Source organism: Myroides sp. C1519 (assembly GCF_038039755.1).
Taxonomy (GTDB): Bacteria; Bacteroidota; Bacteroidia; order Flavobacteriales; family Flavobacteriaceae; genus Flavobacterium; species Flavobacterium phaeum_A.
Window position 1 is genome coordinate 37,770 of record NZ_JBBPHM010000009.1, and the last position, 26,415, is coordinate 64,184.

At 31.7% G+C, this 26,415-nt stretch carries 24 protein-coding genes and 1 tRNA gene; 7 read left to right on the plus strand and 18 right to left on the minus strand.

Going from position 1 to position 26,415, the window contains the following annotated elements:
• Positions 1-3: 3 nt before the first annotated feature.
• On the minus strand, positions 4-2,106 hold the full coding sequence (gene recG / locus AABL81_RS06795) for an ATP-dependent DNA helicase RecG (protein WP_158211034.1): 2,103 nt from the start codon (positions 2,104-2,106) through the stop codon (positions 4-6).
• A 435-nt stretch (positions 2,107-2,541) separates the two neighbouring features.
• Between recG and AABL81_RS06800 the strand changes: the two genes are divergently transcribed.
• Entirely contained in the window at positions 2,542-4,038 is a 1,497-nt protein-coding gene (locus tag AABL81_RS06800) for a hypothetical protein (RefSeq protein ID WP_158211033.1), read from the plus strand.
• 64 nt (positions 4,039-4,102) lie between these two features.
• A complete protein-coding gene (locus tag AABL81_RS06805; RefSeq protein WP_341340655.1) occupies positions 4,103-5,896 on the plus strand; it encodes a cytochrome-c peroxidase in 1,794 nt (597 codons plus the stop codon).
• Positions 5,897-6,025: 129 nt separating this feature from the next.
• Here AABL81_RS06805 and AABL81_RS06810 read toward each other — a convergent pair.
• The 5 genes from AABL81_RS06810 to porX form a co-directional block, all read right to left on the minus strand.
• Positions 6,026-6,100 (minus strand) — tRNA-Val (locus AABL81_RS06810).
• A 65-nt stretch (positions 6,101-6,165) separates the two neighbouring features.
• Positions 6,166-6,546 carry a DUF4258 domain-containing protein gene (locus AABL81_RS06815; RefSeq protein WP_158211031.1) on the minus strand — a complete coding sequence of 127 codons (381 nt, stop codon included), beginning with the start codon at positions 6,544-6,546 and terminating at the stop codon, positions 6,166-6,168.
• Between the two features lie 63 nt (positions 6,547-6,609).
• Positions 6,610-7,806 (minus strand): alanine dehydrogenase, encoded by a 1,197-nt coding sequence (locus AABL81_RS06820; RefSeq protein ID WP_341340656.1) that lies wholly within the window; start codon positions 7,804-7,806, stop codon positions 6,610-6,612.
• A 14-nt stretch (positions 7,807-7,820) separates the two neighbouring features.
• Complete coding sequence (gene tsaE / locus AABL81_RS06825; RefSeq protein WP_158211029.1) at positions 7,821-8,240, minus strand: tRNA (adenosine(37)-N6)-threonylcarbamoyltransferase complex ATPase subunit type 1 TsaE; 420 nt, start codon at positions 8,238-8,240, stop codon at positions 7,821-7,823.
• 2 nt (positions 8,241-8,242) lie between these two features.
• Complete coding sequence (gene porX / locus AABL81_RS06830; protein ID WP_158211028.1) at positions 8,243-9,799, minus strand: T9SS response regulator signal transducer PorX; 1,557 nt, start codon at positions 9,797-9,799, stop codon at positions 8,243-8,245.
• Positions 9,800-9,957: 158 nt separating this feature from the next.
• On the opposite strand from porX, the gene AABL81_RS06835 reads away from it, so the two are divergent.
• From AABL81_RS06835 to AABL81_RS06850, 4 genes are all read left to right on the plus strand, one after another.
• Positions 9,958-10,950 (plus strand): glycosyltransferase, encoded by a 993-nt coding sequence (locus tag AABL81_RS06835; protein WP_341340657.1) that lies wholly within the window; start codon positions 9,958-9,960, stop codon positions 10,948-10,950.
• An 11-nt stretch (positions 10,951-10,961) separates the two neighbouring features.
• Positions 10,962-11,549 (plus strand): dephospho-CoA kinase, encoded by a 588-nt coding sequence (gene coaE / locus AABL81_RS06840; protein WP_158211026.1) that lies wholly within the window; start codon positions 10,962-10,964, stop codon positions 11,547-11,549.
• Positions 11,550-11,620: 71 nt separating this feature from the next.
• Positions 11,621-13,201 carry a sensor histidine kinase gene (locus AABL81_RS06845; protein WP_341340658.1) on the plus strand — a complete coding sequence of 527 codons (1,581 nt, stop codon included), beginning with the start codon at positions 11,621-11,623 and terminating at the stop codon, positions 13,199-13,201.
• Between the two features lie 7 nt (positions 13,202-13,208).
• Positions 13,209-13,931: a response regulator transcription factor gene (locus tag AABL81_RS06850; RefSeq protein ID WP_158211024.1), complete on the plus strand. Its 723-nt coding sequence runs from the start codon at positions 13,209-13,211 to the stop codon at positions 13,929-13,931.
• 107 nt (positions 13,932-14,038) lie between these two features.
• On the opposite strand, the gene AABL81_RS06855 is transcribed toward AABL81_RS06850, so the two are convergent.
• The 12 genes from AABL81_RS06855 to AABL81_RS06910 form a co-directional block, all read right to left on the minus strand.
• Complete coding sequence (locus tag AABL81_RS06855) at positions 14,039-14,980, minus strand: LysR family transcriptional regulator (protein WP_341340659.1); 942 nt, start codon at positions 14,978-14,980, stop codon at positions 14,039-14,041.
• A 47-nt stretch (positions 14,981-15,027) separates the two neighbouring features.
• Positions 15,028-15,642 carry a hypothetical protein gene (locus AABL81_RS06860; RefSeq protein ID WP_158211022.1) on the minus strand — a complete coding sequence of 205 codons (615 nt, stop codon included), beginning with the start codon at positions 15,640-15,642 and terminating at the stop codon, positions 15,028-15,030.
• Between the two features lie 13 nt (positions 15,643-15,655).
• Positions 15,656-16,150 (minus strand): RNA polymerase sigma factor, encoded by a 495-nt coding sequence (locus AABL81_RS06865; protein WP_158211021.1) that lies wholly within the window; start codon positions 16,148-16,150, stop codon positions 15,656-15,658.
• A 252-nt stretch (positions 16,151-16,402) separates the two neighbouring features.
• Positions 16,403-17,515 carry a TlpA disulfide reductase family protein gene (locus tag AABL81_RS06870; protein ID WP_341340660.1) on the minus strand — a complete coding sequence of 371 codons (1,113 nt, stop codon included), beginning with the start codon at positions 17,513-17,515 and terminating at the stop codon, positions 16,403-16,405.
• 108 nt (positions 17,516-17,623) lie between these two features.
• The gene (locus tag AABL81_RS06875; protein ID WP_158211019.1) at positions 17,624-18,748 is read right to left on the minus strand and encodes a TlpA disulfide reductase family protein; all 1,125 of its coding nucleotides are present in this window, start codon (positions 18,746-18,748) and stop codon (positions 17,624-17,626) included.
• Between the two features lie 103 nt (positions 18,749-18,851).
• Positions 18,852-19,235, minus strand: a complete 384-nt coding sequence (locus tag AABL81_RS06880) for a DUF423 domain-containing protein (RefSeq protein WP_158211018.1) — start codon at positions 19,233-19,235, stop codon at positions 18,852-18,854.
• Positions 19,236-19,243: 8 nt separating this feature from the next.
• Complete coding sequence (locus tag AABL81_RS06885; protein ID WP_158211017.1) at positions 19,244-20,185, minus strand: transglutaminase-like domain-containing protein; 942 nt, start codon at positions 20,183-20,185, stop codon at positions 19,244-19,246.
• 15 nt (positions 20,186-20,200) lie between these two features.
• Positions 20,201-21,046 (minus strand): substrate-binding domain-containing protein, encoded by an 846-nt coding sequence (locus AABL81_RS06890; protein WP_341340661.1) that lies wholly within the window; start codon positions 21,044-21,046, stop codon positions 20,201-20,203.
• 113 nt (positions 21,047-21,159) lie between these two features.
• Positions 21,160-22,671 (minus strand): succinate CoA transferase, encoded by a 1,512-nt coding sequence (locus AABL81_RS06895; RefSeq protein ID WP_158211015.1) that lies wholly within the window; start codon positions 22,669-22,671, stop codon positions 21,160-21,162.
• Between the two features lie 846 nt (positions 22,672-23,517).
• Positions 23,518-24,387: a nucleoside phosphorylase gene (locus tag AABL81_RS06900; protein ID WP_158211014.1), complete on the minus strand. Its 870-nt coding sequence runs from the start codon at positions 24,385-24,387 to the stop codon at positions 23,518-23,520.
• 15 nt (positions 24,388-24,402) lie between these two features.
• Positions 24,403-24,750, minus strand: a complete 348-nt coding sequence (locus AABL81_RS06905; RefSeq protein WP_158211013.1) for a translation initiation factor — start codon at positions 24,748-24,750, stop codon at positions 24,403-24,405.
• 196 nt (positions 24,751-24,946) lie between these two features.
• The gene (locus AABL81_RS06910; RefSeq protein WP_158211012.1) at positions 24,947-25,894 is read right to left on the minus strand and encodes an isopenicillin N synthase family dioxygenase; all 948 of its coding nucleotides are present in this window, start codon (positions 25,892-25,894) and stop codon (positions 24,947-24,949) included.
• Positions 25,895-26,139: 245 nt separating this feature from the next.
• Between AABL81_RS06910 and AABL81_RS06915 the strand changes: the two genes are divergently transcribed.
• Complete coding sequence (locus tag AABL81_RS06915) at positions 26,140-26,376, plus strand: hypothetical protein (RefSeq protein ID WP_090410308.1); 237 nt, start codon at positions 26,140-26,142, stop codon at positions 26,374-26,376.
• Positions 26,377-26,415: the final 39 nt, after the last annotated feature.

Sequence of the window (26,415 nt, forward strand, 5' to 3'; positions counted from 1 at the left end):
TTGTTAGCTTATGTAATTCCAAATGGTTGTTTTGCTATTTAATAGCTCTATTTTTTGTTTTATATATTGGTTTTCAGGATCTTCTAATGAAGGGTCTTTCTTTAGAAGTTCAACTGCGTGATGTCTTGCATAATGCATTATCTCTTGGTCCTTAACAAGGTCGGCAATTTTTAATGGCAACGTACCACTTTGTTGTGTTCCCATTATATCACCAGGTCCACGAAGTTTTAAATCTACTTCAGATATTTCAAAACCATCATTAGTTCTACACATCGTTTCCATTCTAATTTTAGAATCGTTGCTTAGTTTATCTCCCGTCATTAATATACAATAACTCTGTTCGGCACCACGACCAACACGACCTCTTAATTGGTGTAATTGCGATAAACCAAAACGCTCAGCACTTTCTATAATCATAACAGAAGCATTCGGAACATTTACCCCAACTTCAATAACGGTAGTAGCTACCATAATATTGGTTTCTCCTTTTGCAAAACGCTCCATTTCACGGTCTTTTTCAGCAGGAGTCATTTGCCCGTGTACAATACTCACGCTGTATTCAGGTAATGGGAAATCACGTGATATACCTTCATATCCTTCCATCAAATTCTTGTAATCTAATGTTTCACTTTCATCAATTAAAGGATATACGATATATACTTGTCTGCCTTTAGCGATTTCTTGTTTGATGAAATGCCAAACTGCGAGTCTTTTACCCTCAAAATAATGAGCTGTACTAATTGGTTTTCTTCCAGGTGGTAATTCATCAATTACAGAAATGTCAAGATCTCCATATAAACTCATAGCAAGCGTTCTTGGAATTGGAGTAGCAGTCATTACCAGTACGTGAGGAGGAATAATGTTTTTCTTCCATAATTTCGAACGCTGTTCTACACCAAAACGGTGTTGTTCATCTATAATGGCTAAACCTAAGTTCTTAAAGATAACCTTGTCCTCAAATAAAGCGTGTGTTCCTATTAAGATATGTAGGCTACCTTCAGCAAGCTCTTGGTGAATTACTCTTCGCTCAGCTGTTTTAGTAGATCCTGTTAATAGTTTGACGTTTAAACCTAATGGTTCTGCCAACTCACTTATACCAATAAAGTGTTGAGTAGCTAAGATTTCCGTAGGAGCAACAATACACGCCTGAAAACCATTGTCTAAGGCTAAAAGAGAACTCATAAACGCAACTATGGTCTTACCTGATCCCACGTCACCTTGTAGTAGGCGATTCATTTGGGCAGGCTGGCCAACGTCATTTCTGATTTCTTTAAGCACACGTTTCTGTGCGCCTGTTAGCGGAAAGGGTAGGTGGTTCTTGTAAAATGTATTGAAATAATCACCTACTGTTTCAAAAGGGAAACCTTTTATTTTTCCTTTTCTCGCAATATTCTTAATAAGTAATTGCATTTGCAAGTAGAACAATTCTTCAAACTTTAATCTGAATTGTGCTTTATTCAGTATGTCGTGATCTTTAGGAAAGTGAATGTTAATCAATGCTTCTGGCATTGATATTAACGTTAGTTGCTTTCTGAAATCAGGAGATAAAGTATCAATAAATGAAGTGTGACTCTCATTTAAGAGTTGCGTCATCAACTTAATTAAAGTTTTATTAGAAATTTTAGAGCCAAACTTTTCTGTAGAAGGATAAACCGCTTGCATAGTAGAAGCGATGTTTTTTTTGTGTTCTTCTAAGAGTTCAAGCTCAGGATGAGGCATTGAAAATGTGTAGTTGAAACTATTAAGCTTACCAAAAGCAACATAAGGGGTATTAAGTTGTAAGTTTTCTTGAATCCATTTGAATCCTTGAAACCAAACTAACTCTATTTGCCCTGTACCATCAGTAAAAGTAGCCACTAAACGCTTACCTCTTTTTTGTTCTACTGTTTTTATATGAATAATTTTCCCCACAATTTGTACCTCACTACTGTTACTTTGTAGTTCGTTGATTTTGTAGTATTGCGTACGATCTATGTATCGGTTGGGATATAAGTGTAGCAAGTCTCTATAAGTAAATATACCTAACTCTTTCTTAAACAAGTCTCCACGATGTGGTCCAACGCCTTTAAGGTATTCGATAGGGGTGTCAAGGATATTTCTGCTCATCATTATTCTTATAAATACTGCACTAAGATAAGAGTTTTTGGTTTAGTGGGAAAATAGAGTGTGGAAGAGTTAAGCGGAGAAATAGCTATTTAATCATATTACTATTCTCAGGGGTCTTTTGTATTTTATTAGCTATGAGCAGGATGTAAAAAAGCCATTATTAGGAGCTTATTTTATTCGAAGGTAGGAAAGAAAGACTAATTAGAATAATAACAAATAAGTTGAGTTCACTTGGTTAATGAACTATTTTATTAATGTAATGACTTGTGTTTTAGTTAGGTAAAGGTATTCATTGTAACTGAATGTTAAGCATAGTTTACACTGAGGTAATATAGATAAGAGTGTAATGTTTGGTTTGGTAACACTTTGATAATACTATGTTAATATGTTGCTAAGGCAGTAATTCTAAGTTTGTTAAAACTAAAATATAAAATTATGAAACTTAGTAACAAATTGCCTAAAATAGCTTTAGGTCTATTATTAGCAACATCTTTTGTTGGTTGCGATGAAGACAATTCTTCTAAGGTAGAATTACCAGGTGAAGAAAAACCTGAAACGTCAATTGATTTAAAGAATTTTTCAAAAACGCCAGCTTTTGTATTTGCGATGCCTGGATTTGAGAATTTGGAGATTTTTTCACTTATTTCAAGTGAGGATAAATTAGAACAATCGCCAGATTTTGTTTTTGGAGGACAACCAGATGGTGCAGGTTTTATGAAAGACCCTAATGGTGATGGCTATTTGATGATTACAAATCACGAGATTATGAAGTCTGTTTCACGTGTGTATTTAGATAAAACGTTTAAACCTGTGAAGGGAGAGTATATTGTTGATGGAATTGGAGGAATAACAAGGTTGTGTTCTGCAACATTAGCAAAACCAGAGGTACATGGTTTTGGTCCTGTTTTTTTGACAGCTGGGGAATCAGGTGAAGAAAGTATGGTACACGCTATTAACCCGTTGGGAGATGTTTCATTAAAATCAAGTGTTGACCGTGTATTACCTGCTTTAGGAAAAGCAAGTATGGAGAATGCTGTACCTCTGCCAATAGATGTTTCACTTGGAAAAACGTTTATACTTATTGGCGAAGATCAGGGATATAGTTCAAGTCATCAAAGTGCTGGGCAATTGTTGATGTATGTTGGAAGTAGAGGAGATTTACATAATGGAAAGTTATATGCTTTAAAGCGTAAATCAGGTGGGTATACTGAAATGGATATGGTAAAAGGAAGTGAGTATGATGTTGAATTTGTTGAAATACCAAACGCTAAGAATTTGACAGGAGCACAGATTAATCAAGTGAATATGGATTTAGGTGTTATTCGCTTTTCACGTGTAGAAGATGTTGATTATAGAAAAGGAGCGAAAAAAGGTAATGAAATTTACTTTACAGCTACAGGACAGGCAAGTGGTGGAAACCCAGTAAAAGGGTTTACTATGTGGGGACGTGTATATCGTTTAGTTCTTGATCCTGCAAATATGATGAGTGGTAAACTTGCTGTTATAGCAGAGGGGGATAGTAATCCTGGAAGAGATTTGATTAATCCAGATAACTTGGCTGTAACAGAGAATTATGTATATATCCAAGAAGATGGAGATTCTTACTACGCAGCAGCACAACACGATTCATATATCTGGCAATATAAAATGTCAGATGGTAGTTATAAGCCTTGGTTGAATATGAAACATAATCGCGATGATGCAGAGTGGCAAAAGAATTATAATCAATCTGGTAATTTACAAAAGTTTGGTTCGTGGGAGTTTGGAGCTATGGAAGATATTTCAGAGTTAGTAGGAATTCCAAATACTTTTTCAGTAAATATTCACTCTCACACTTGGCAAAAAGACGAATTTGCTGATGCTGATAAGGCAGGGGTAAATAAAAATAAAGAAGGTGGGCAGGTAGTAATTATCCGCAATGTAGAAAGATAATTTAAAAGATGTGTATTATCCCCTGGTATTGTATTGTGCTTTATCAGGGGAAAATTTTTAGCCTATGTTTAAAATTAAGTATATAGTTTTTTTGTCTTTGTTTATGCTAATTGTAAGCTGTAAACAGTCAGAAAATAGTTATGATAATGTTTCTTTTAATAAGTATTTGCTTGAAAAGGTTGCTGTTTTAGAGCAAGAAGTAGATCATATGCTTGATGCGGTGGAGTTACAAAAGGATAGTATTTATATTCGAGAAGCATTTGTAAAAAGTAGAATAGCCTTTAAAGAAATAGAATGGGCTGTATCTTATTTTTTACCCCATACAAATAAGTCAATAAATGGACCTGCATTGGATCAATTAGATTTAGATGAAAATAAGTTTATACCAGCAGAGGGCTTTCAAGTGATAGAAGAAATGATTTATAGTGATTTTAAAGAGGTCGATTATAAGGAATTGTTGACAGAAGTAAAAATCGTTAAAAATAATGTAAACAGTATTCGTAAGAATTTTGATGTTATTACTATTTCAGATACATCTGTTTTAGAAGCTTTAAAAATGGAGGTGTTTCAGGTTACAACTCTTGGTATAACAGGGTTTGATACTCCAGAGAGTGGATTGCGATTTATTGAAGCTGAGGCGAGTTTGCGCGGTGTTCTTGAGGCTTTATTGTTAACAGAAAAATGGAGAGAGACAGAGAGATTTGCTGAGTTAAACAAGTTGTTGGTTGAAGCTATTGCTATATGTGAATTAAACCCTGATAAAAATGAGTTTGATTACTTGGATTATATTGTAACTTATTTAGATCCAATTGCAAAAGGTGTAGTAACCTTACAAAAGGAGTTAGGTATTCCTTTTAATCAAGGAAATCAAGTGGTAAAAGGAGAGGTAGGATCTTTGTTTGAAAAAGATCTTATTAATTTGAATGCTTTTTTGCCAGATGAATCATATTATATGACACCTGCAAAAATAGCATTGGGTAAGGAGTTGTTTTTTGAACGTAAGTTGTCAAAAAATCACGTGCGTAGTTGCTCTGATTGTCACCATTCAGATAAGGCATTTTCAGATGGGTTAAAAACATCTTTAGATTTGCAAGGAAATCCATTAAAACGAAATACTCCATCTTTAAACTATGCTGCTTATTATCACGGTCAGTTTTGGGATATGAGAAGTGTTACATTAGAGAGCCAATCTTCGGATGTAATTACTAATGAAGATGAGATGCATGGAAACTTAGAAGAAATAGTAGAACATTTGCGAGATTCTGAATCATATAGACATAAGTTTAAAGAAGTTTTTGTAGGTAGTGAACAGATTGAAGTTTGGCAATTAGAGAATGCTTTGGCGTCTTATATTCGCTCGCTATCTGTTTTTAGTTCTCGTTTTGATTTGTATATGAGAGGAGATCAGACTGCCTTGACAAAAAAAGAAAAGAATGGGTTTAATCTATTTGTAGGCAAAGGAGAGTGTGCTACTTGTCATTTTATTCCTGTATTCAATGGAACAGTACCTCCATATTTTACTAATTCAGAACAAGAGGTATTGGGGGTTCCTATGGATAAAGAGGGAACAAAATTAGATATGGATTTAGGTAGATATGTATTTAATACAGATTTAGAGCAGCTAAAATATGCATTTAAAACACCAACTGTTAGAAATGCAGGAGAAAGTGGTCCGTATATGCATAATGGTGTGTATGAAACTTTGGAAGAAGTAATGGATTTTTATAATAAAGGAGGAGGAATAGGGTTAGGGCTTGATGTACCAAATCAAACGTTGCCTGAGTCTCCCTTAGAATTAACAGATGAAGAGATGAGTGATGTAATTACTTTTATGAAAGCATTGAGTGATAGGAAATAACTTTATGTATAAAGACAACTTTTAGGATTGATTCACTTTTCACCTTGTTCCCAAGTTTTGAACCTGATTTGAAATAAATAGGAAGTGATATAAAACAAAAAAACTCTTGCGTATACAAGAGTTTTTTTGTGGGCGATGAGGGATTCGAACCCCCGACCCCCTCGGTGTAAACGAGGTGCTCTGAACCAACTGAGCTAATCGCCCCTATTTGTTTTTTTAAGGGAGTGCAAAGATAGACTTTCCGATTAAAGTAACAAATGTTTTAGTAACTATTTTGAAACTTTTTCAATGTCGTATAACTTAACTTTATTCTCATAGTTAATCATCTTAACTATAATAGGCTCATTTTCACTGTTTCTACCAGAAATAACGTATAGTTTACCTTTTTCAAGTTCAACTTTACTTTCAGAAAAGTCAACTTTCCCATACATTAATGTTTTACGGATATCGTCTTTAGTAACCCATCCTTCTGTAAGTTTTACCTCTGCATCATTTGAATATAGTACAGGTTTACTTCTCAAATCTTTTAAAACTCTACAATTTGGTAAGTAACAAAAGTCTGTTTTCTTTTCACCAAAGAAGAAGAATAAAAACATGGCACCAATTAATAGTCCAAATAAGTAATAAGCTAAACGTTGTGGAAACTTCATTTTTAATTTGTTTTGTGCAAAATTAGTAATTCAACAATGGAAAACTAATCATTTATAAAAAATTTAAAATGCGAATAGATGTATGTCTTTATAATCAAGATTGAACCATTCTGCTACATTGCGATTTGTGATTAATCCTTTATAGCTATAAATTCCTGTTTGCAACACAGAGTCAGAATGTACAGCACCATCTAAATCTCCATTTTCAGCGTATTCAATTAGCATAGGAGTAATGATATTGCTCAAAGCCATTGAAGCAGTTTTACTATAACGAGAAGTAATATTAGGAACTCCGTAGTGTATTACACCAGACTTAACTATCGTAGGGTTTTCGTGCGTTGTTAATTCAGAGGTTTCAAAACATCCGCCAGAATCAATAGAAACATCAATAATGACAGCTCCTTTTTTCATATTTTCAACCATTATTTCACTAACAACGATAGGAGCTCTATTTTTACCTCTTATGGCACCGATAGCAACATCACAACGCATTAATGCTTTTTGAAGTATTTTTTCTTGAATAGTAGAAGTTGAGATTTGTTGAGGAAGGTTGTTTTGTAGTCTGCGCAATTTTTGAATAGAGTTGTCAAATACCTTGACGTTAGCTCCCATTCCTAATGCTGTTTTAGCAGCGTATTCAGCTACTAACCCAGAACCTAAAATAACTACTTCTGTAGGAAGTACACCAGTTACATTACCAAATAATAGGCCTTTACCATTGTTTGTAGTAGTCATTAATTCGGCCGCAATTTGAATAGAAGATATACCTGCTATTTCACTAAGTGTACTAATTGCAGGGTATGCTCCATATTTGTCGTGAATAAAATCAAAACCAATAGCGGAGATTTTCTTTTTTGATAATGCATCAAAATACTCTTTGCTAAGCGTTTTTAGTTGTACAGTGGACCAAATTACAGTATAAGGAGCCATTAACTTGATTTCATCAAGAGTAGGAGGTACTACTTTTACAATAATCTGACAGCTATACACCTTTTTAGGATCACTTGTTAATTCAGCACCCGCTTTACTGTATTCTAAATCGCTATAACTTGCGGCTTCTCCAGCCCCTTTTTCAATAAGTACACGATGTCCGTAAGTGCTTAAGGTTTGCACTGCCTCTGGGGTAATACAAATGCGTTTCTCTGTAGTGAAGTTCTCTTTAGGAACTCCGATAAACATATCACTTCGTTTGCGTTCTACCATTAGACATTCTTCTAAAGGTATAAGGTCTTTCTTTGAAAAAGGAGTTGTCATCGCCATAGTCTTTTCAGTATTTAATTATTTCGTAATACAAGTTTTCTGTTGCCGTTTTCTAATATTTCTATTTCAATTTCAGCGTGTTCGTCTGGTATTATTGTTGGCGTTTTCTCAGGCCATTCAATAAAGCACCAGCTGTTAGAATCAAGGTATTCGTCCATTCCCATATCATAAGCCTCTTCTTCATCATTTAAACGATATAAGTCAAAATGATAAACTCTTTCGTTTGTAGTCTCTGACTTGTATTCATTTACAATAGAGAAGGTAGGGCTACTGGTCATATCCTTAACTCCAATATACTCACTTAATTCTTTAATTAATGTTGTTTTACCAGCCCCCATAGGAGCATTGAATAAAACAATTTTATGTTGTAAGTTGTCAATTACTTTTTTAGCAACTTCTTTGATATCTTTTAACGAGTATACAATCTCAGTCATCTTTACGATTTAGGTGTTAAAACAATAAATGGTACGATTACTTCTTCTAATGAAATACCTCCGTGTTGGTAGGTGTTTTTAAAATAAGAAGCGTAATAGTTGAAATTATTCTGATACGCTAAGAAGTAATCATTTTTTGCAAAAATATAAGAACTACTGATATTAATGTTTGGTAATTGTATTTTTTTAGGGTCTTTTACGTGGTAAACATCTTTGTTTTCAAAGGTAAGGCTCTTGCCAGTTTTGTAACGTAGGTTTAAACTTGTATTTTTATCACCAATTACTTTTGAAGGTGTTTTACAGTTGATAGTACCGTGATCTGTAGTAATAACAAGTTTATAACCTAACTGTTGTGCTTGCTGAATCATCTCAAAAAGAGGAGAGTTTTTAAACCAACTAACAGTTAAAGAACGGTAAGCTTTGTCATTTGACGCAAGCTCTTTAATTACTTCCATTTCAGTTTTTGCGTGAGAAATCATATCTACAAAGTTGTAAACAATAGTAATCAGTTTATTGTCTTTCAGTGATTTAAAGTTGTCTACAAGTTTTTTACCTTCACGTTGGTTAGTGATTTTGAAGTATTCGTTTTTAATATTTAAACGCAAACGTTGTAATTGTGCTTGTAAGAATTCATTCTCAAATAAGTTCTTTCCGCCTTCATCTGTATCATTTTTCCAATATTGAGGCAATTGCTCAGACATCTGCAAAGGAGTTAAACCAGAGAAGATTGCATTACGTGAATATTGAGTAGCCGTTGGTAGAATAGAGAAGAAGCTGTTTTCTGATTCTACTTTATAGTGATTGGTTACGACAGATTCAAAAGCTCTCCATTGGTCATATCTTAAGTTGTCAATTACAACAAACAGAATTTTAGAGTCTTCTTTCTTTAAATCAGGAGCTACCCATTTACGAAATATTTGGTGGGAAAAAACTGGACTGTTTTCAGGATCATTAATCCAGTCTTCATAATTTTTTTCAACAAACTTTCCGAAGAGTGAATTGGCTTCAGCTTTTTGAGTATCTAAGATTGAAATTAAACTTTGATCTTCAATATTTTCCAGCTTTTGTTCCCAATACAACAGTTTTCTATAGATAGAGATCCAATCTTCATAATCACGCGCTTGCATTAAGTCCATAGAGATATTTCTAAACTCTTTTTGGTAACTTAGAGATGATTTTTCAGAAATAAGTCTTGAATCATCTAAGTTCTTCTTTAAAGAAAGTAGAATCTGGTTAGGATTTACAGGTTTGATTAAATAATCTGATATTTTAGCACCAATAGCCTCTTCCATAATGTATTCTTCCTCACTTTTTGTGATCATTATGATAGGTGTATTGTTTTTAATAGCTTTAATTTCATTTAATGTTTCAAGACCTGAAAGTCCAGGCATATTTTCATCTAAGAAAACGATATCAAAATCGTGTTCCTTAAACATTTCAATTGCATCTTGTCCGTTAGTACAAGTACTAACAGCGTAGTTTTTCTTTTCTAAAAAAAGGATGTGTGGCTTTAATAAATCAACTTCATCATCAACCCACAGTATATTAATTTTATTCATAGAAATCATTTTGAGATACTTTGCTGTTTAAAGGTTAGGATGCCTTTTAAACATAAAGTATATTTGAATTTTTAAATAGTATTGATAAATATAGTGATGTATTTTCTTATTACAATACTTAACGATATTTTTGTCAAAGTATTATAAAAACTTTATAAATGTATTTTTCTTTTATTATTCCGGTATATAATCGTCCAGACGAGATTGATGAGCTATTAGAGAGTTTGACTCAACAAACTTATACTAAGGAATTTGAGGTGGTGGTGATTGAAGATGGTTCAAAAATTGATTCCCGTGAAATAGTGAAGAAATATGAAGATAGATTAACTATCTCTTATTTCTATAAGAGCAATTCAGGTCCTGGTGATTCAAGAAATTACGGAATGAGTAGAGCAAAAGGAGAATATTTTATTGTTTTAGACTCAGATTGTATTATTCCAAAGCAATATTTAACTGTAGTTGATAGTTATTTACAAGAGGAGTATGTGGATTGTTTTGGAGGACCAGATGCTGCTTTAGACAGTTTTAGCGATGTGCAAAAAGCAATAAATTTTTCAATGACTTCCGTATTAACAACTGGAGGAATACGTGGTGCAAGTGAACGTATAGGGAAGTTCCAACCCCGTAGTTTTAATATGGGAATTTCTAAGAAAGCTTTTTTAGCATCTGGAGGATATGGAAAAGTACATCCAGGAGAAGATCCAGACTTGACAATCCGCTTGTGGGAATTAGGATTTGACACACAATTGTTTTCAAAAGCATATGTATATCACAAACGCAGAATAGATTGGGATAAGTTTTATACACAAGTTAATAAGTTTGGGAAAGCACGCCCTATTTTAAATCAGCGATATCCATCCTATGCAAAGTTGACCTATTGGTTTCCTATTTTATTTATAGGAGGACTTGCACTTAGTGTATTATTGTTATTCAAAGGTATTTATCTAATCGGCTTGTATATTATATACTTTTTATTGATATTTTTGAGTTGTCTTGTGAAAGAAAAGAGTTTTAAAATAGCTTTTTTTGCAATTATAGCAACTTTTTTACAATTTGTAGGGTATGGTACGGGATTTGTTAAATCAAATTATATATTATTTGTCTTACGTAAAAAAGCAGAAGAGGGATTACCTGAAATGTTTTTTAAATAAAGGATTAAAATATGGCATTAGTAGTAGGATTGACTGGAGGTATAGGTAGCGGAAAAACTACTGTAGCAAAAATGTTTGAAGCAGAAGGAGTTCCAATTTATATTGCAGATGAAAGAGCAAAAGCAATTATGGATAGGTCAGATATTGTTTTAGCAGTTCAAGCATTGTTTGAAGAGGATATAACAGATAGTGGAGTAATAGACCGAAAAAAATTAAGGAGTATAGTTTTTAATAATAAAGAACTTCTTGAAAAGTTAAACGGAGTAATTCATCCTGAAGTAAGAAAAGATTTTATAGACTGGTTAGAAGTACACAAAGATTTTAAGTTTATAATTAAAGAAAGCGCTATTCTTTTTGAGCAAGGATTAGACAAAGAATGTGATTTTGTAGTGTTAGTTACTGCTCCTGAAGAGGTTCGAATAGCCAGAGTAGTTAAAAGAGATGGTGTTTCTTCACAAAATGTACAAGCAATTATGGCAAATCAAATGAAGGATTCATTAAAAGTTCTTAAAAGTGATTACGTAATTGCGAATATTAGTAAAGAACAAGTAAAAAAAGAGGTTAAAATGATAATTGAAGATATTAATTGTAAAATTTAAAGAAATTTAATGGTTAATATTGTGTTAACAAGTATTTAAAGTGATTTTTTAATGTTAATTTTGAAATAAGAATGAGTAAAGTCAGATTTCGGCTTTTAGTGGGAATAATGAGTTTTTCTCTAATAGGAATAATCATTGTTCAGTTATATTGGATTATTAGCTCTTATAAGAATAATGAAGAGCAGTTCAAATACCACGTACAACAAGTGATAGGTAACGTAGCAAATACACTACAACAGGATGAAGCTACAGAATTTTACCGAATGTATAATCAACTTAGAGATAGTATAGGTACGCCACCTAAGCAAAATGAGTTGAAACAATACTATGTGGTAGAAAGAAACCCAATGACCAATGAGCAAATAGTTTACTCTAATATTTTAGTTTTAGAAGACTATAATATAAAGAGTTCGTTCTTTGATAAAAAGTCAGATAGTTTAAAAGTCAAAAACTTTGTATCTAAAAGAAAGACAGAGATCTATAAAGGAGATGACTTTGATAGGAATAATTTAAAGCAGAATTATCCTGATGAGGTTATTGAGAAGACAGGAGATCTGGATGTATTAGATAAAGCACAGTTTGATATTTATTTTAAAGATATTGTAGCTTTAAGAAGTGTAGATGAGCGTATCTCTAAAGCCAAATTGAAAGAACTTCTTGAAAAAGAGTTAAAACAATACGGAGTTAATGCTAAATTTGAATTCGGAGTTTACAATAGAGGATTGGCTACTAAAATTAAATCGGATGAATTTGAGTATGAAGATGATTCTACTTATGGAGTTCCGGTTTTGGTAGATAATGAAAATAAGAGTAAGTATCAATTGTATATTACTTTTCCTGAAAAGAGTAAATATTTATTCTCTTCATTAATAGGAATTACATTTTTATCTATTTTGTTTACAATTGTAATTATCGCAGCTTATTTAAATGCAATAAATCAGTTGATCAAACAAAAGCAAATTTCTGAGATAAAAACAGACTTTATCAATAATATGACCCATGAATTTAAAACACCTATTGCTACTATAAATTTAGCCTTAGATGCAATAAAAAATCCAAAGGTTATAAATGATCCAGAGAAAGTAGACCGCTATCTGCAAATGATTCGTGATGAAAATAAGCGTATGCATGCACAAGTTGAAAATGTGCTGCGTATTTCAAAACTTGAACGTAGAGAGTTTGACGTTGACAAAGAGGCTATGGATGTTCATGAGATTATAGAAGATGCAGTAGAACATGTTAGTCTAATTATTCAAGATAGAGGAGGGGAGATAAATCTTCACTTAGATGCCAGACGTAGTGATGTATTAGGAAATGACTTCCATTTTACAAGTGTTATTGTAAATATCTTGGATAATGCAATTAAGTATTCAGCAGATATTCCTGTTATTGATGTTTATACGGAAAATGTTAAAGAGTACATCCTTATTAAGATAAAAGATAATGGTGTAGGAATGAGTAAACAAGCTCAAAAGCGTATCTTTGACAAGTTCTATAGAGAGCACACAGGAGATTTGCACAACGTTAAAGGACATGGTTTAGGATTAGCTTATGTTCAGCAAATAGTCGAAGTTCACAATTCACAAGTATATGTGGAAAGTGAAAAAGGTAAAGGAAGTACCTTTATAATTAAAATGCCATTAATAAATTAATTGATATATGGAAACAACAAACAACAAAAAAATTTTATTAGTAGAAGATGATCCCAATTTTGGAGCAATCTTAAAAGATTATTTAGCCATAAACGATTTCGAAGTAACTCTTGCCAAAAATGGTATGGAGGGATTTGAAAAATTTAAAAGAGATTCTTTTGATCTTTGCATTTTAGATGTGATGATGCCTTATAAAGATGGATTTACTCTAGCCAAGGAAATCCGTGATAAAAACAAAGAGGTGCCAATCATTTTCTTAACTGCAAAAGCAATGAAAGAAGACGTACTAAAAGGATATAAAGTAGGTGCGGATGATTACTTAAACAAGCCTTTTGATTCAGAAGTATTGTTGATGAAAATCAAAGCAATTATTCATAGAAAATCATCTGAAGTTAAAACAGACAATACTAAATTTGAATTTCAAATCGGTAAGTTTCATTTAAATTCAAAATTGAGATTTTTAACTTTTGAGAATGACGAGCCAATCAAACTTTCTCCAAAAGAAAATGAATTATTGAAAATGTTAGCAATTTATGAGAATGATTTAATGCCTCGTGAAGTTGCATTAACAAAAATCTGGAGAGATGACAACTATTTTACATCTCGTAGTATGGACGTTTACATTGCTAAATTGAGAAAATACTTAAAACAAGACGAAACAGTTGAAATTCTTAACATTCACGGTGAAGGATTTAGATTGGTAGTTAAAGAAAATGAGGATGAGAATTAATCCTTATTGATAAATATAAAAAAAGGGAAGCTATATATAGCTTCCCTTTTTTTATACTATTAATCCTGTATCTTTATTTTAGGAATAGTAACTATTGATAGATATAGTTACTTTGATTTTTTGGGACTAATGATTTTGACATCTTGAAAAGCAATTGCTCCTCGTATAATACTTTGTATTACATCAAATAAGGCATCACTAATCTGTTTTTTTAGTTCATTTTTAGTATATATTAAACTAATTTCTCTTGCTGGTTTAGGGTCTGTAAACTGAACTAAATTAGCTTGATCATCATTGTTAAGACTTAAAGTATGTAAGTAAGGTAGTAAGGTGTAGCCTAAACCTTCTTTTGATAAGTTTATTAATGTTTCAAAACTTCCACTTTGTAGTTTAAAATTGCGAGACTCAGTTTCAATTTTATTATTGCAAATATTGATTATCCCATCTCTAAAACAATGCCCGTCTTGAAGTAATAAAAGCTTTTTCAAATCAAGTGTATCGGCTGTTAGTTCCTTGCCAATATTCTGACGAAACATTGGTGGAATATATCCTACAAATGGCTCATAGTATAATACACGCTCTTTAATATCCGACTCTATTAATGGTGTAGCTACAATTGCAGCATCTAAATAACCCGTTCTTAATTTTTGAATTATCTCTTCTGTTGTATATTCTTCTATAATTAAGTTTACTTTATCGTGTTTACTTAAAAATGTTTTTAAGAACATTGGCAATAAAGTAGGAGCTACAGTCGGTATTATTCCTAATTTAAACTCTCCTCCAATAAATCCCTTTTCTTGATCTATTAAGTCTTTAATTCTATCTGATTCATCAACAATCTTCTGTGCTTGTTCAATAATGATTTGTCCAATAGCAGTAGCTTGTATAGGTTTAGTTGTACGATCAAATATTTGAATTTCTAATTCTTCTTCTAATTTTTGTATTTGCATACTCAACGTTGGCTGAGTAACAAAAGTTTTTTCTGCTGCCAAGGTAAAGTTTTTGTGTTCTGCAACAGCTAAAACATATATTAATTGTGTGATTGTCATTGTTAGTTTATTTTGCTGTAAGTTAAATAAAATAAGGCAAAATGTCTTTATTCGTATTCTATTTTTTCCAGCTCTTTATAGTTCTTCATTAACTTCTTTATTAAGAAGCCGTAAATCACTTTATAATAAAGCCATACGATGCATATGAAAGTAGCACATATAAAAAGAATGATACCCATAAAAACAATAGTCAGTGTTATATTAGAGCTGTATTTTAAATCAGTTGTAAGTATATCAATAATTGTAATTAAGAATGCAATTGTTAAGATACCAAGGTTTGTGTAGATGTAGTAGTTTACTGTCTGCTTGGTTTTTAAAATATGTGTCATTAGTTTTTTGGTAGAATCGGCAACACATATTTTACGATAATTCAGATAGAATAATATGATAAAAAAGACTGACGTAATTACCGATATATAATCAATGTATTCAATTAAAAAATTGAAAACAGGGCCTGTTTCTTGCTTGTTTTCTGCTTCAGAATCAAAATAAAAAACACTAAGTAGGTTTAAGCATATAAACTCAACTATACTAATGACAAATATCCACATCACTATAGATGAAGATTTTTTGTGTATCATTTTGTGTATTTCTTGAACTGATATTTTTGGAAAATTCTGGTTTTCATTCCAGTGTTTTTTCAATAAATCTAACTCCTTCATATTCGTATAGCTTCTATGGATTTAATATTTTTTTCAATTTTGATTTAATTCTATTCATTTTAACTCTCGCATTTACTTCACTAATACCGAGTGTTTCAGCTATTTCTTCATAGTTTTTGTCTTCGAGATACATGAAAACTAAAGCTTTTTCAATGTCATTAAGCTGATGTAAGGCTTTATACAATGATTTGAGTTGTTCTTCTTCTTGATAATTGTATTCTGAATACTCAAATTTATAGTTTGCTGTGTCAAATGGAATAGTATTTATATCGCGTTTTTTCTTTCGATATAAAGAAATGGCAGTATTTAATGCTACGCGATAAGCCCAAGTAGTAAATTTTGAGTCTCCTCTAAATTTGGGATATGCGTTCCATAATTGAATAGAAATTTCTTGAAACAAATCCTTGTGAGAAGCTTCGTCAACTGTATATAGGCGACAAACTTTATGGATAAGATTTTGGTTCTTATCCAATAAGGTTACAAATTCTGTTTCAAATTTTTTGTTCATATGCTATTGGACGGAAGTTTTATCATTTTGTTACAAAACACCTTAATTATTTTACTATTTAAAGATAGGGTGACTTTTATAGAAGTAATAGACTCTTATTAATTTCAAGAAAGCAATGGTTAAATTGTATATTATTTTAAATCTATAGTGTTGATTTTTAGTTAGATGGTTTTTAATATAATTACATAGTTTATTATAATAAAAAAACTCCTTTTTATGTTTTTGAAAAGGAGTTTACATTAAAATAATCAATTATTTTTTTATTAAATCTTCTATTATACTATTCAAGTTCTTTTCTAAATGATTTGTTTCGATAATAACTCCGTTTTGATCTAAAACATAAATTGTAGGAATAGAACGAATACCAAATTTAGAAGCATAATCTTGAGTATCAAGAATATGTGACCATGATAGGTTTTCTTTACTTATAGTGTTTTTCCAATCAATTTTGTCTTCTGTTAAGCCAACACTAAAGATTTTTAGACCTTTATTTTTAAAATTATTATTTAGCTCTTTTACTTTAGGTAATGTTTCGTGACAAGAAGAGCACCAAGGAGCCCAAAAATGTACAATTGTAGCTTTTGCTGAAGTATCATATAAAGTGATTTTTTCATTATCTTGATTCCATCCCTCCAGGTTAGGCATTTTACTGCCAATTACCATTTTGGATGATTGTTGCTTTTCAAGAATATGTTTTATAGCTTCTCCGAGATTTGTAGCTTTAATATCTTCATTAAGGTTGTTGTAGAATGCTGTCGCTTCTTGTATTTCAATATTATTATTTTGTAGACGTTGATAAATTACAATAGCACTTGTCATTGACTTAGGGTTTGTATTGACTTGATAAGTTATTGCATTATTGATATTTTCAACATATCCTTTAAACTCATTAGATAATCTTCTTAAAGTAATAGTGTCATTATCTTTAATAGCAGAAGTTAAAGCATCTTGATTTTTATCTTGATATTCTTTTGCTTCTTTTTGGTACTTTTTAACTTTGATATAAAAGTTACTTAATTCATCGTTATTTTTAGTACCTAAGACGCTGTTAGAGTCTAATTTGTTGGTGTTTAGCTTAACATTGATTGTGCCTTCTTCTAAAATGATTATGTCATTTATATCTTCAGAAAGCATAATCATACTATATAAAGGCCTTTCTGACTTTCCTTTAAATTCAAATTTTTCTTTATGAATAGGAGTAGAGTCAAGAGAAATAAATTGATGTGTATTGGAGTCAAGTACTTTTAGGTAAACCATTTCTCCTTCTTTTACATTTGTTGTTTGTCCTATAATTTTATAATTCTTCTCTTTTGGTGTAAAACTCATAAGAAGTAAAGCCATTAGAATAGATAAAGTATATTTCATTGTTTTAAAAAAGTTATTTTGATTTTTAACTCACTAAATATAATAAAAAAAGGACGAGTAGTTTTAGCTTTAAACCATTCGTCCTTTTTATATTATATTCAAAATTAATTATTTTAATAATTCTTGAATTTTAGCTTCTAATTTTTTACCTCTTAGGTTTTTAGCTACTACTACACCATTTTCATCTAAGATAAAAGTAGCAGGGATAGCTTTAATTTCATATTCTTGAGCGATAGGGTCTTGCCAAAACATTAAGTTTGAAATATGATTCCAAGCTAATTTATCTTTAGCAATAGCTTCAATCCATTTGTCTTTATCTTTATCTAAAGACACTCCAATAATGTTTAAACCCTTATCGTGATATTGATTATAAATTGCTACAACTTTTGGATTTTCAGCTCTACAAGGACCACACCAAGAAGCCCAGAAGTCTATGATTGTAACTTTACCAAGACTTTCTTTTAAAGAAATTGTATTTCCTTCAGGACTTTTAGCAGAAAAGTCAGGTGCTTTGTCTCCTATTTTAATTTTAGCGTCAGGCATTTCATCTAACATAACTTTGAATGCTTTACCGATAGTTGTTTCTTGTAATGCTTTATCAAACTTATTGTATTTTTCAATTAATTCTTCTTTTTGAAAAACCCCAGAAGAAGCATTCTGAGCTAATATAGTTAGTGTAGTGTAAGAATTAGGGTTCTGATCGATATACTCATCTGTATAATCTTCTAACTTCTCAGCTAATTTCATAAAACCATTGATGATACCTTCTGCAGCTTCTCTATCTTCTTTTTCTTTAGCTTGCATAAAAGCAATTTGATTGTCAGCTTGATATTGAATAATGTTTTTGTTTAGTTCTTCTGCTTTTTTAGAAAAAGCTGAAAACTCATCATTATTTTTTGTTCCTGTTGCTCCACTTTTAGTAATATCTTCTAAATTATAAGTAAAAGCTATATTTCCTTTTTCAAGTATAAATGGAACTCTACCTTCTTGTTCAGAGAATGTTATAAAGCTTTGCTCAATATTATCGGCTTTTCCTTTAAAAGCGAAAGCGTTGTTTTTCACTTCAGTAGAATCTACCTTTATTGGCATACCTGTTGTAACGTCTATTTTTTCAATATAAACTTTTGTTCCGTCATTAATTCCATTCGCATCACCGTTTATTGTGTATGAATTAGAATCTCCACAAGAAGCCAGAATTGTAGCAGCTCCAAGTAATGTAAATACTTTTTTCATTTAATTATAATTATTTTATAGGGTTTTTAATATAAAGTATGTTCTACTTTTTAACAAATATACTGAAAATAGTAGAAGTTGTACTTGTTTTAGTTTTAAAGACTTATAGAGTGATGAAATAGTATAATAACATTAACCATCCAATGACCATACAAAGTCCACCAATTGGAGTGATAGGACCTAATATTTTAATTTTTTTTCCAAAAGTTCCACTCAATGTTAGTCCGTAAATACTGAAAGAAAAAAGTAAAACCCCAATACTGATTATATTACTTGCGTGTCGTATAATTTCGGCATTCGGCATTAAACCAAGAATCAATAGAAGAATAGCATGATACATTTGATATTTTACGCCTACTTCAAAACTTTCAAGCTGGTCCTTATTCATATGTTTTTTTAGAGCGTGTGCTCCAAATGCTCCAAATATGATAGCAAGAGCGCCATAGATAGAACCGATTATAAGTGGAGTTGTATTTGTGATTAGCATATTATAAATTAATTTAAAGTTAGTTGTCCTAATATTTCTTCAGACATAAATGGGCCTCCAGGATATCTTGCTGTGTAATCTAAATTTAGCCAGATTTGTCCACGTTCGTCTATGTGATAATGAATTTCTTTTCCTTTACTTTCTTCTTTGAATAGTTCCTGCTTAATTAGATATATCACTTGTTCTAAATCTCCTTTATTAGGAATCAACATTTCAGGATACATATGTTCTTTAGTATGTATTAATCTTGGAGTTCCGCCAATTGCTCTAATTAATGCTGCCATTAAAATTGAGTAGTCGTCACAATCGCCTGAGAAGTGTTGCAATGATTCAGAAGCCGTAGCAATATATTCTCTACCTTTTGGATCATTTACATAGTTCCATCGTGATCTAACCTCTTTAAATATAGCCATTGATTGAATAATTTGACGATATTGATAAGCATTTGGCACATTTGTAAAATGCTTTCTTGTAGTAGCTAAAGCAAAGTTTCTTACTTCTGGTTTATCGTATTCAATAGCACTTATAACCTTACTCTTATTAGGAAAAGGGAGTAGTTTGGAGATAATAATATCTTGTGGAGAAGGATTTTCTGCCATTGAAAATATCATTGCTCTGTAATCTTCATAAACGGAATTATATCCATAGCCTCCAAATAACGATCCATAAATTAAAGCTCCTAAATAAATGAAAATAAGAATAAATAAAACTGTTTTCATTTTTTGTAGCAAAAATTGTAATACGGCTACAATAGCGATAAATAGGACAACACGGTCAATATGATATTGCCAGTCTGGATCAATTAAGTTTTGATGTGCAATTATAAAGATAGGAATCGTAATCAAGACGTTAAGAATAAGTATAACAATATTATCCCAAGGCTTCGGAAGCCTTAGGTACATATACCATTTCTTTTTTGAGGAGTTATTCAATTCTTGATTATGCGTCATTTTATATTTGCTCTATTATAGAACGACTTTTTTGTAATCTGTAGTATGTGGAATAAGGTTTAATTCTTTCAATTGAGTTTGAACTTTGTCAAAATTTTTCTCTGAAAGCTGTTTTTGAGACCATTTAGTTATCATTAACCATTCTTTGATATCTTCAATTTGTAGATTAAACTTAGTTGCTAAAGTTCTGTCAATACTTGGAATATGTTTAAATTCACTTGTAGTCATATTTATACATTCCAATAAGTTGTCTATTAAACGTTTGTTTTTTGATGCAAACGTTTTAGTTGCAACTACAACAAAAGAAGGCCAGGGAGTAGGGCAGTCACCTAAACGTCTAAAAATTTTCTGGTCAACTAATGGTTTAGTCATAAAATGTTCCCACATAAAGTAATCAGCCTCACCATTAGTAAGTGCAACCACAGCATTATCTATATTGTTTACAATGACAAACTCTAAACTATTGATATCCCAATTCATCAGTTTAGCGTGAACGATAGCCATAAGATGAGAGCCTGAGCCGAAGCGACTTATGGCAATTTTCTTTCCTTTTAGGTCTTCTATTTTGGTATACGGTGAGTTTTCTGCAACATGTATCCCCCAAAGTAGAGGAGAAGCCACATATTCTTGAATAATTGTAGAGTTGTTACCATCAATTATATCTTTGATAATCCCTTCAGTCAGAATGACAGCTAAATCAGTTTCCTCATTGCGGAGCATTTGACACATTTTACCTGTTCCTTCAGGAATATCTTGCCAATGTAAATCAATTCCAAGTTCATTAAATTCCCCGTTTTCAATACATAAGTGCCAAGGAAGATTAAAATGTTCTGGCACTCCTACAATATTTACTTTTTTCATTTTTACTTATACATTTTACTGCTAAGATAGTAAAATGCATAATGCTTTGGCGAATAAAATGGGTAGAAATAAAAAAATCTCTACTATAGAAAACAGTAGAGATTTTTGGTGTTTTATTCAGGTTTCATAGAACCTTTATCTTTAAATCTAATGTGGAATTTGAAAGCTTCTTCTAAAATGTGAGGAGTATGTCCTTGGTTAAGTTTTGCTCTTTCAAAGTAATCTCTTAGTTCAGCCTTGTAATCAGGATGAGCACAGTTTTCTATAATAACTTCGGCGCGTTCTCTTGGCGACAAACCTCTTAAGTCTGCTAAACCTTGGTCTGTAACTAAGATATCAACATCATGTTCTGTATGGTCTGTATGTGAAACCATTGGTAACACGTGAGATATAACGTTGTTTTCTTTAGAAGCAGCTTGTGTAACGAAGATACTTAAATAAGCATTTCTTGCGAAATCTCCAGAACCACCAATACCGTTCATCATTTTACTACCACCAATATGAGTAGAGTTTACGTTACCGTAAATATCAAATTCAATAGCTGTGTTAATTGCAATAATCCCCAATCTACGGATTACCTCAGGAGCATTACTGATGTTTTGTGGTCTTAAAACAAGTTTGTCTTTATATTGGTCAAAGTTCTTGATTAATCTTTCATAGCATTCTTCTGTTACTGTAATAGACGAACCTGAAGCGAATACCATTTTACCTGAGTCAATTAAATCAAAAGTACTGTCTTGCAATACTTCAGAGTACATTGTAAGGTCTTTAAAAGGACCATCAATAAATCCAGTTAAAACAGCATTAGCTACTTTACCAATACCAGCTTGAAGTGGAAGTAGAGAATGTGTTAGCTTTCCTTTTTTCACTTCTTCTTCGAAGAACTTTAATAAGTGACCAGAAATGGCAGAAGTTTTAACGTCTGGTTCTGGCAATAGAGCAGGAGTATCTTCAATACTTGAAAATACAATACCAACCACATTATCAGGGTTTAAACGAATGAAAGTTTCTCCAATTCTATCTTCACAATTGTGAATAGGGATAATCTCTCTACGAGGTTGTTTAATAGGCACACAGTTGTCGTGGATACCCTCAATACTCAATGGAATAGCAGAGTTTACCTCAATGATAATTTTCTTTGCAACACTTGCAAAGTACGCTGAGTTTCCAATAGAAGTAGTAGGAATAATAAAACCATCTTCATTAATATAAGTAGCCTCGATAATAGCGACGTCTACTTGTGGTATATGTTTTTCTTGTAACTGTTCTATTGTTTCACTCAAGTGCTGATCGATGTATTTAACCTGTCCACTATTAATAGACTTTCTTAAAACAGCATCAGCTTGAAAAGGCATTCTACGAATTAGAGCATTATTAGTTGCTAAATCAGCATCAGTTGTTTGTCCTAATGATGCACCAGTAATTAAAGTAATTGCAACATTTTCTTCAGCTGCACGTTGAGCAAATGCTGGTAAAACAGATTTACTATCACCGGCTTTAGTAAAGCCACTAGCTCCAACTACAGCTTGATCATGAATTAGGAGAGCTGCTTCTTCTGCAGAAATAATTCGTTCTCTATACGGAGCGAATTTTATTCTCTCTAATCTCGAGTCTTCTTTCGTCATTTCAAATAAAAATTTTAAGCACCTTAAATTTAAGGATATTTATATCAAACAATCAAATAAAAAAGAGTCTTACATAATTTATGTATTAATTAGTAGTATTTACCATATTCAATTCTATTTATGCTGTTAAAATTAAGATAGCAAAACTAAAGTTTTATGTTTTGTATTTTTCACTGAATTTAATTCAAACCTTTAGGAGGGAATGATTGATAGATTCGCAAAAAAAAGCCTTAAAACGGGACTTGTAACCTATAATATTCATTTTTTAGTCAAAAAGTGACGTTATTATGTCGTTGTTGGGACTTGGTTTTTGAAAAATATTTAATAGTAATTAAACTTGTGGAATTACTGGTAGAAATTCCAGACTAAGGAAGATATAAAGTGTAAATAAAAGTTCAGTAATTAATTTGGCAAATATTTTTGAGAGCTATATAAGTGGAGTTATAGCACAATCCTTCGAGGTTTTTCTGAGAGTTGTTTGATAAAATGGCTTTCAGCCCACTATTCTCGAAGGAATGTCCCACTATTGTCGGAGAATTGTCTTAGAAGCATTAGGCAAGAGTAAAGGGGGTTTTTAGCTGTATGCTTTATATATAAAGGAGTAAGAGAGAGGAGAGCATTGAAAAATGTTATATAAGAAAGTCTGTGAATGGATTGTTTTTACCTAAAAAAGGAAGCTGAAATAATAGAAAATGAAGTGTTTATACTCTTTTGTGTACATTTTTTAATTAAAAAATGTAGAGATAGAATCTAAATTAGATTGAAGTGATGGTATATAATGAAATAAAAAAAGCTACATTTTTACAATGTAGCTTTTCTATAATAATATTTGATGGAGCCCTAAAACTATTGAGCTAACTTATCTAATGTATAAATGATCAATTTATCAACTGCAGCATAAGGATCTTCTGAGAAAGTACCATTAGCTCTATTTGCAATAATTGTATTTAAAGAAACCGCATGGTGTCCTAATAACTTACATAAACCATAAATAGCAGAAGTTTCCATTTCAAAGTTAGTAACTCTGTAATTTTCGAACTTAAAGTTGTCAATTTTGTGGTTTAATTCAGGATCTTGAATAGCTAAACGCAATACACGTCCTTGAGGACCATAGAATCCGCCAGCAGTACCAGTAATACCTGTGTAAGTAAGGTCAGATGCTAATTTAGCCTCTAATTCAGGACTGTTTTGTACAAAGTAAGGACGTCCTTTTCTTAAATCCCAATTAGTGTGCTCGATAAAAGCATCCTCCATTGGAACGTTGATGATTTCGTCAATAACGTAAGAACGCATTAGGTTATCAAGACCTAAACCATATTGAGATAATACAAAACTATTAACAGGGATATCAGCTTGAAGTGATCCAGAAGTACCAATACGAACAATATTTACTGAAGTAAGTTCTTTTTTGATTTCTCTTGTTTCAAAGTCAATATTGAATAATGCATCAATTTCGTTGATTGCAATATCAATATTATCAGGACCGATACCAGTAGAGATTACAGAAAGTCTTTTACCTTTATACGTACCTGTTGTTGTTTTAAACTCTCTTTTTTGTGTAGAGAATTCAATATTATCAAAGTGTTTAGTAATACGATCTACACGATATTGGTCACCAACAAAGATGATATCAGTAGCAATATTTTCAGGTCTTAAGTTTAAGTGATAAATACTTCCGTCAGGATTAAGTATTAATTCAGATGATTTTATCTTCATGATCTATTATTTTGATTATGAGCCTACACGTTTAACTTTGTAGCCTTCTTTAATTAAGTATTCCATTATTTTATCTCTGAAATTACCTTGAATGATAATCTCTCCATCTTTAGCACTTCCTCCAACACCACATAAGGTTTTAAGTTTTTTAGCTAAAGTTTTTAAATCGTCATCAGACCCTTCAAAGCCTTTAATTATAGTGGCTATTTTACCACCTCTATTTTTTTTATCTAAATGAGCTTCAAGTCTTTGATCTTTATTATTAAGTGTTTCAACACTTTCTTCTTGTTCAAATTCAAAATCTTTATTGGTAGAAAAGACAAAGCCTCCTAAGTCTTCCAAGCTATTCATTTTTTTGCTCATAGATAATATTAGTATAAATATAGAGTTGTTAATATCTGATTACTATCAAAGATACGAAATAAGTAAAGGTTTAAAAAGACAAATGTCCTAAAAACGATATAAAAAAGGAATACAATAGTAGAATTACTATGTGATTAAAAACAAAGAGGAAGTAAATAAATACTTCCTCTTATGAGTCTTATTATTGTTTGTTTGATTATTTGATCAATCCTAATTCTACAAGTCTTTGGTGTAGAAATTCTCCTGATGTAATATCGTCATACAATTTAGGGTTGTTGTCATCAATACAGTTCTCTAAACAGTTCAATGGCATATCGCTCACTGGGTGCATAAAGAAAGGGATTGAGTATCTTGAAGTACCCCATAATTCTTTTGGTGGGTTAACTACTTGGTGAATAGTAGATTTCAATCTGTTGTTAGAATGTCTTGATAACATATCCCCAACATTGATTACTAATTCATCTTCAGCAGCGATTGCATCAATCCATTGCCCATCGTGGTTTTGTACTTGTAAACCTCTACCTTGAGCTCCCATTAATAGAGTGATCAAGTTAATGTCACCGTGTGCTGCTGCACGCACTGCATTTTTAGGTTCATTTACAATAGGTGGGTAGTGGATAGGTCTTAGAATACTGTTTCCGTTTTTAACAAACTTGTCAAAGTAGAACTCATCTAAGTCTAAGAATAGAGCTAAAGCTCTTAATACATAAACACCAGTTTTTTCAAGCATTTGGTATGTTTCTTTACCAATAGAATTGAAATTAGGAAGTTCTTTTACTTCAACGTTAGCTGGGTAAGTTTCCTCTAATTTCGGATCATTGTCAACATACTGACCAAAGTGCCAGAATTCTTTTAAATCTCCTTCAGTTCTTCCCTTTGCACTTTCTTTTCCAAAGGCTACATAACCTCTTTGTCCTCCAATGCCAGGAATTTCATACTGTTCTTTAGTCTCCAAAGGAAGATTAAAAAAGTTACGAACCTCTGTGTATAGATTTTCAACTAATTGATCATCTAAAAAGTGTCCTTTTAATGCTACGAATCCAATTTCTTCGTAGGCTTTTCCGATTTCATTTACAAACTTTTGTTTACGTACCGGGTCATCCGATAGGAAATCACGTAAGTCAACACTAGGAATGTTTTGCATTTTCTAAGTTGTTATATATGCTTACTTGAGTTATTTGTCGCAAAAGTAAATTATTTTTCCACAAAATGATGTTGATAAGTCTATAAAATTTATTGATTGTAATTAATAAACGACAAAAAAGTGCACTTTGTGACTATTTCATTTCTTTAAAAAACGTATTCTCCCTATAAAATATTTTTAAGAGTAGTGAAAATGTGACGTTTTTTTTTATAAATTGCTTCAATAACTGATAAAATAAGAAAAAGATGAAATTACCAATAGAATTAAAAGGAAACGAATTTGTTGTGTTGGTTACAGTAGAAATAGACCATAAGTATGCAGTAACTAACTTAGAAGAGTTTTATACCACATTGCCAAAAAGTTTTAAACCAATTTTTAAGAAGGCAGAAGGTTCAACTATTCGAATTTATTGCATTTGTGATAAGGAAGATGATTTCATGTTTTGTTTAAGACAAACAGGATACAAGACAACACTATTATAATTTAATAGTGTTTTTTTTTACTTTTGTCCAAAATAATAT

Excerpts from the sequence above, each read along its gene's own strand:
- recG (WP_158211034.1), bottom strand. The coding sequence starts at position 2,106 with ATGAGCAGAAATATCCTTGACACCCCTATCGAATACCTTAAAGGCGTT.
- AABL81_RS06800 (WP_158211033.1), top strand. The coding sequence starts at position 2,542 with ATGAAACTTAGTAACAAATTGCCTAAAATAGCTTTAGGTCTATTATTA.
- AABL81_RS06805 (WP_341340655.1), top strand. The coding sequence starts at position 4,103 with ATGTTTAAAATTAAGTATATAGTTTTTTTGTCTTTGTTTATGCTAATT.
- AABL81_RS06815 (WP_158211031.1), bottom strand. The coding sequence starts at position 6,546 with ATGAAGTTTCCACAACGTTTAGCTTATTACTTATTTGGACTATTAATT.
- AABL81_RS06820 (WP_341340656.1), bottom strand. The coding sequence starts at position 7,806 with ATGGCGATGACAACTCCTTTTTCAAAGAAAGACCTTATACCTTTAGAA.
- tsaE (WP_158211029.1), bottom strand. The coding sequence starts at position 8,240 with ATGACTGAGATTGTATACTCGTTAAAAGATATCAAAGAAGTTGCTAAA.
- porX (WP_158211028.1), bottom strand. The coding sequence starts at position 9,799 with ATGAATAAAATTAATATACTGTGGGTTGATGATGAAGTTGATTTATTA.
- AABL81_RS06835 (WP_341340657.1), top strand. The coding sequence starts at position 9,958 with ATGTATTTTTCTTTTATTATTCCGGTATATAATCGTCCAGACGAGATT.
- coaE (WP_158211026.1), top strand. The coding sequence starts at position 10,962 with ATGGCATTAGTAGTAGGATTGACTGGAGGTATAGGTAGCGGAAAAACT.
- AABL81_RS06845 (WP_341340658.1), top strand. The coding sequence starts at position 11,621 with ATGAGTAAAGTCAGATTTCGGCTTTTAGTGGGAATAATGAGTTTTTCT.
- AABL81_RS06850 (WP_158211024.1), top strand. The coding sequence starts at position 13,209 with ATGGAAACAACAAACAACAAAAAAATTTTATTAGTAGAAGATGATCCC.
- AABL81_RS06855 (WP_341340659.1), bottom strand. The coding sequence starts at position 14,980 with ATGACAATCACACAATTAATATATGTTTTAGCTGTTGCAGAACACAAA.
- AABL81_RS06860 (WP_158211022.1), bottom strand. The coding sequence starts at position 15,642 with ATGAAGGAGTTAGATTTATTGAAAAAACACTGGAATGAAAACCAGAAT.
- AABL81_RS06865 (WP_158211021.1), bottom strand. The coding sequence starts at position 16,150 with ATGAACAAAAAATTTGAAACAGAATTTGTAACCTTATTGGATAAGAAC.
- AABL81_RS06870 (WP_341340660.1), bottom strand. The coding sequence starts at position 17,515 with ATGAAATATACTTTATCTATTCTAATGGCTTTACTTCTTATGAGTTTT.
- AABL81_RS06875 (WP_158211019.1), bottom strand. The coding sequence starts at position 18,748 with ATGAAAAAAGTATTTACATTACTTGGAGCTGCTACAATTCTGGCTTCT.
- AABL81_RS06880 (WP_158211018.1), bottom strand. The coding sequence starts at position 19,235 with ATGCTAATCACAAATACAACTCCACTTATAATCGGTTCTATCTATGGC.
- AABL81_RS06885 (WP_158211017.1), bottom strand. The coding sequence starts at position 20,185 with ATGACGCATAATCAAGAATTGAATAACTCCTCAAAAAAGAAATGGTAT.
- AABL81_RS06890 (WP_341340661.1), bottom strand. The coding sequence starts at position 21,046 with ATGAAAAAAGTAAATATTGTAGGAGTGCCAGAACATTTTAATCTTCCT.
- AABL81_RS06895 (WP_158211015.1), bottom strand. The coding sequence starts at position 22,671 with ATGACGAAAGAAGACTCGAGATTAGAGAGAATAAAATTCGCTCCGTAT.
- AABL81_RS06900 (WP_158211014.1), bottom strand. The coding sequence starts at position 24,387 with ATGAAGATAAAATCATCTGAATTAATACTTAATCCTGACGGAAGTATT.
- AABL81_RS06905 (WP_158211013.1), bottom strand. The coding sequence starts at position 24,750 with ATGAGCAAAAAAATGAATAGCTTGGAAGACTTAGGAGGCTTTGTCTTT.
- AABL81_RS06910 (WP_158211012.1), bottom strand. The coding sequence starts at position 25,894 with ATGCAAAACATTCCTAGTGTTGACTTACGTGATTTCCTATCGGATGAC.
- AABL81_RS06915 (WP_090410308.1), top strand. The coding sequence starts at position 26,140 with ATGAAATTACCAATAGAATTAAAAGGAAACGAATTTGTTGTGTTGGTT.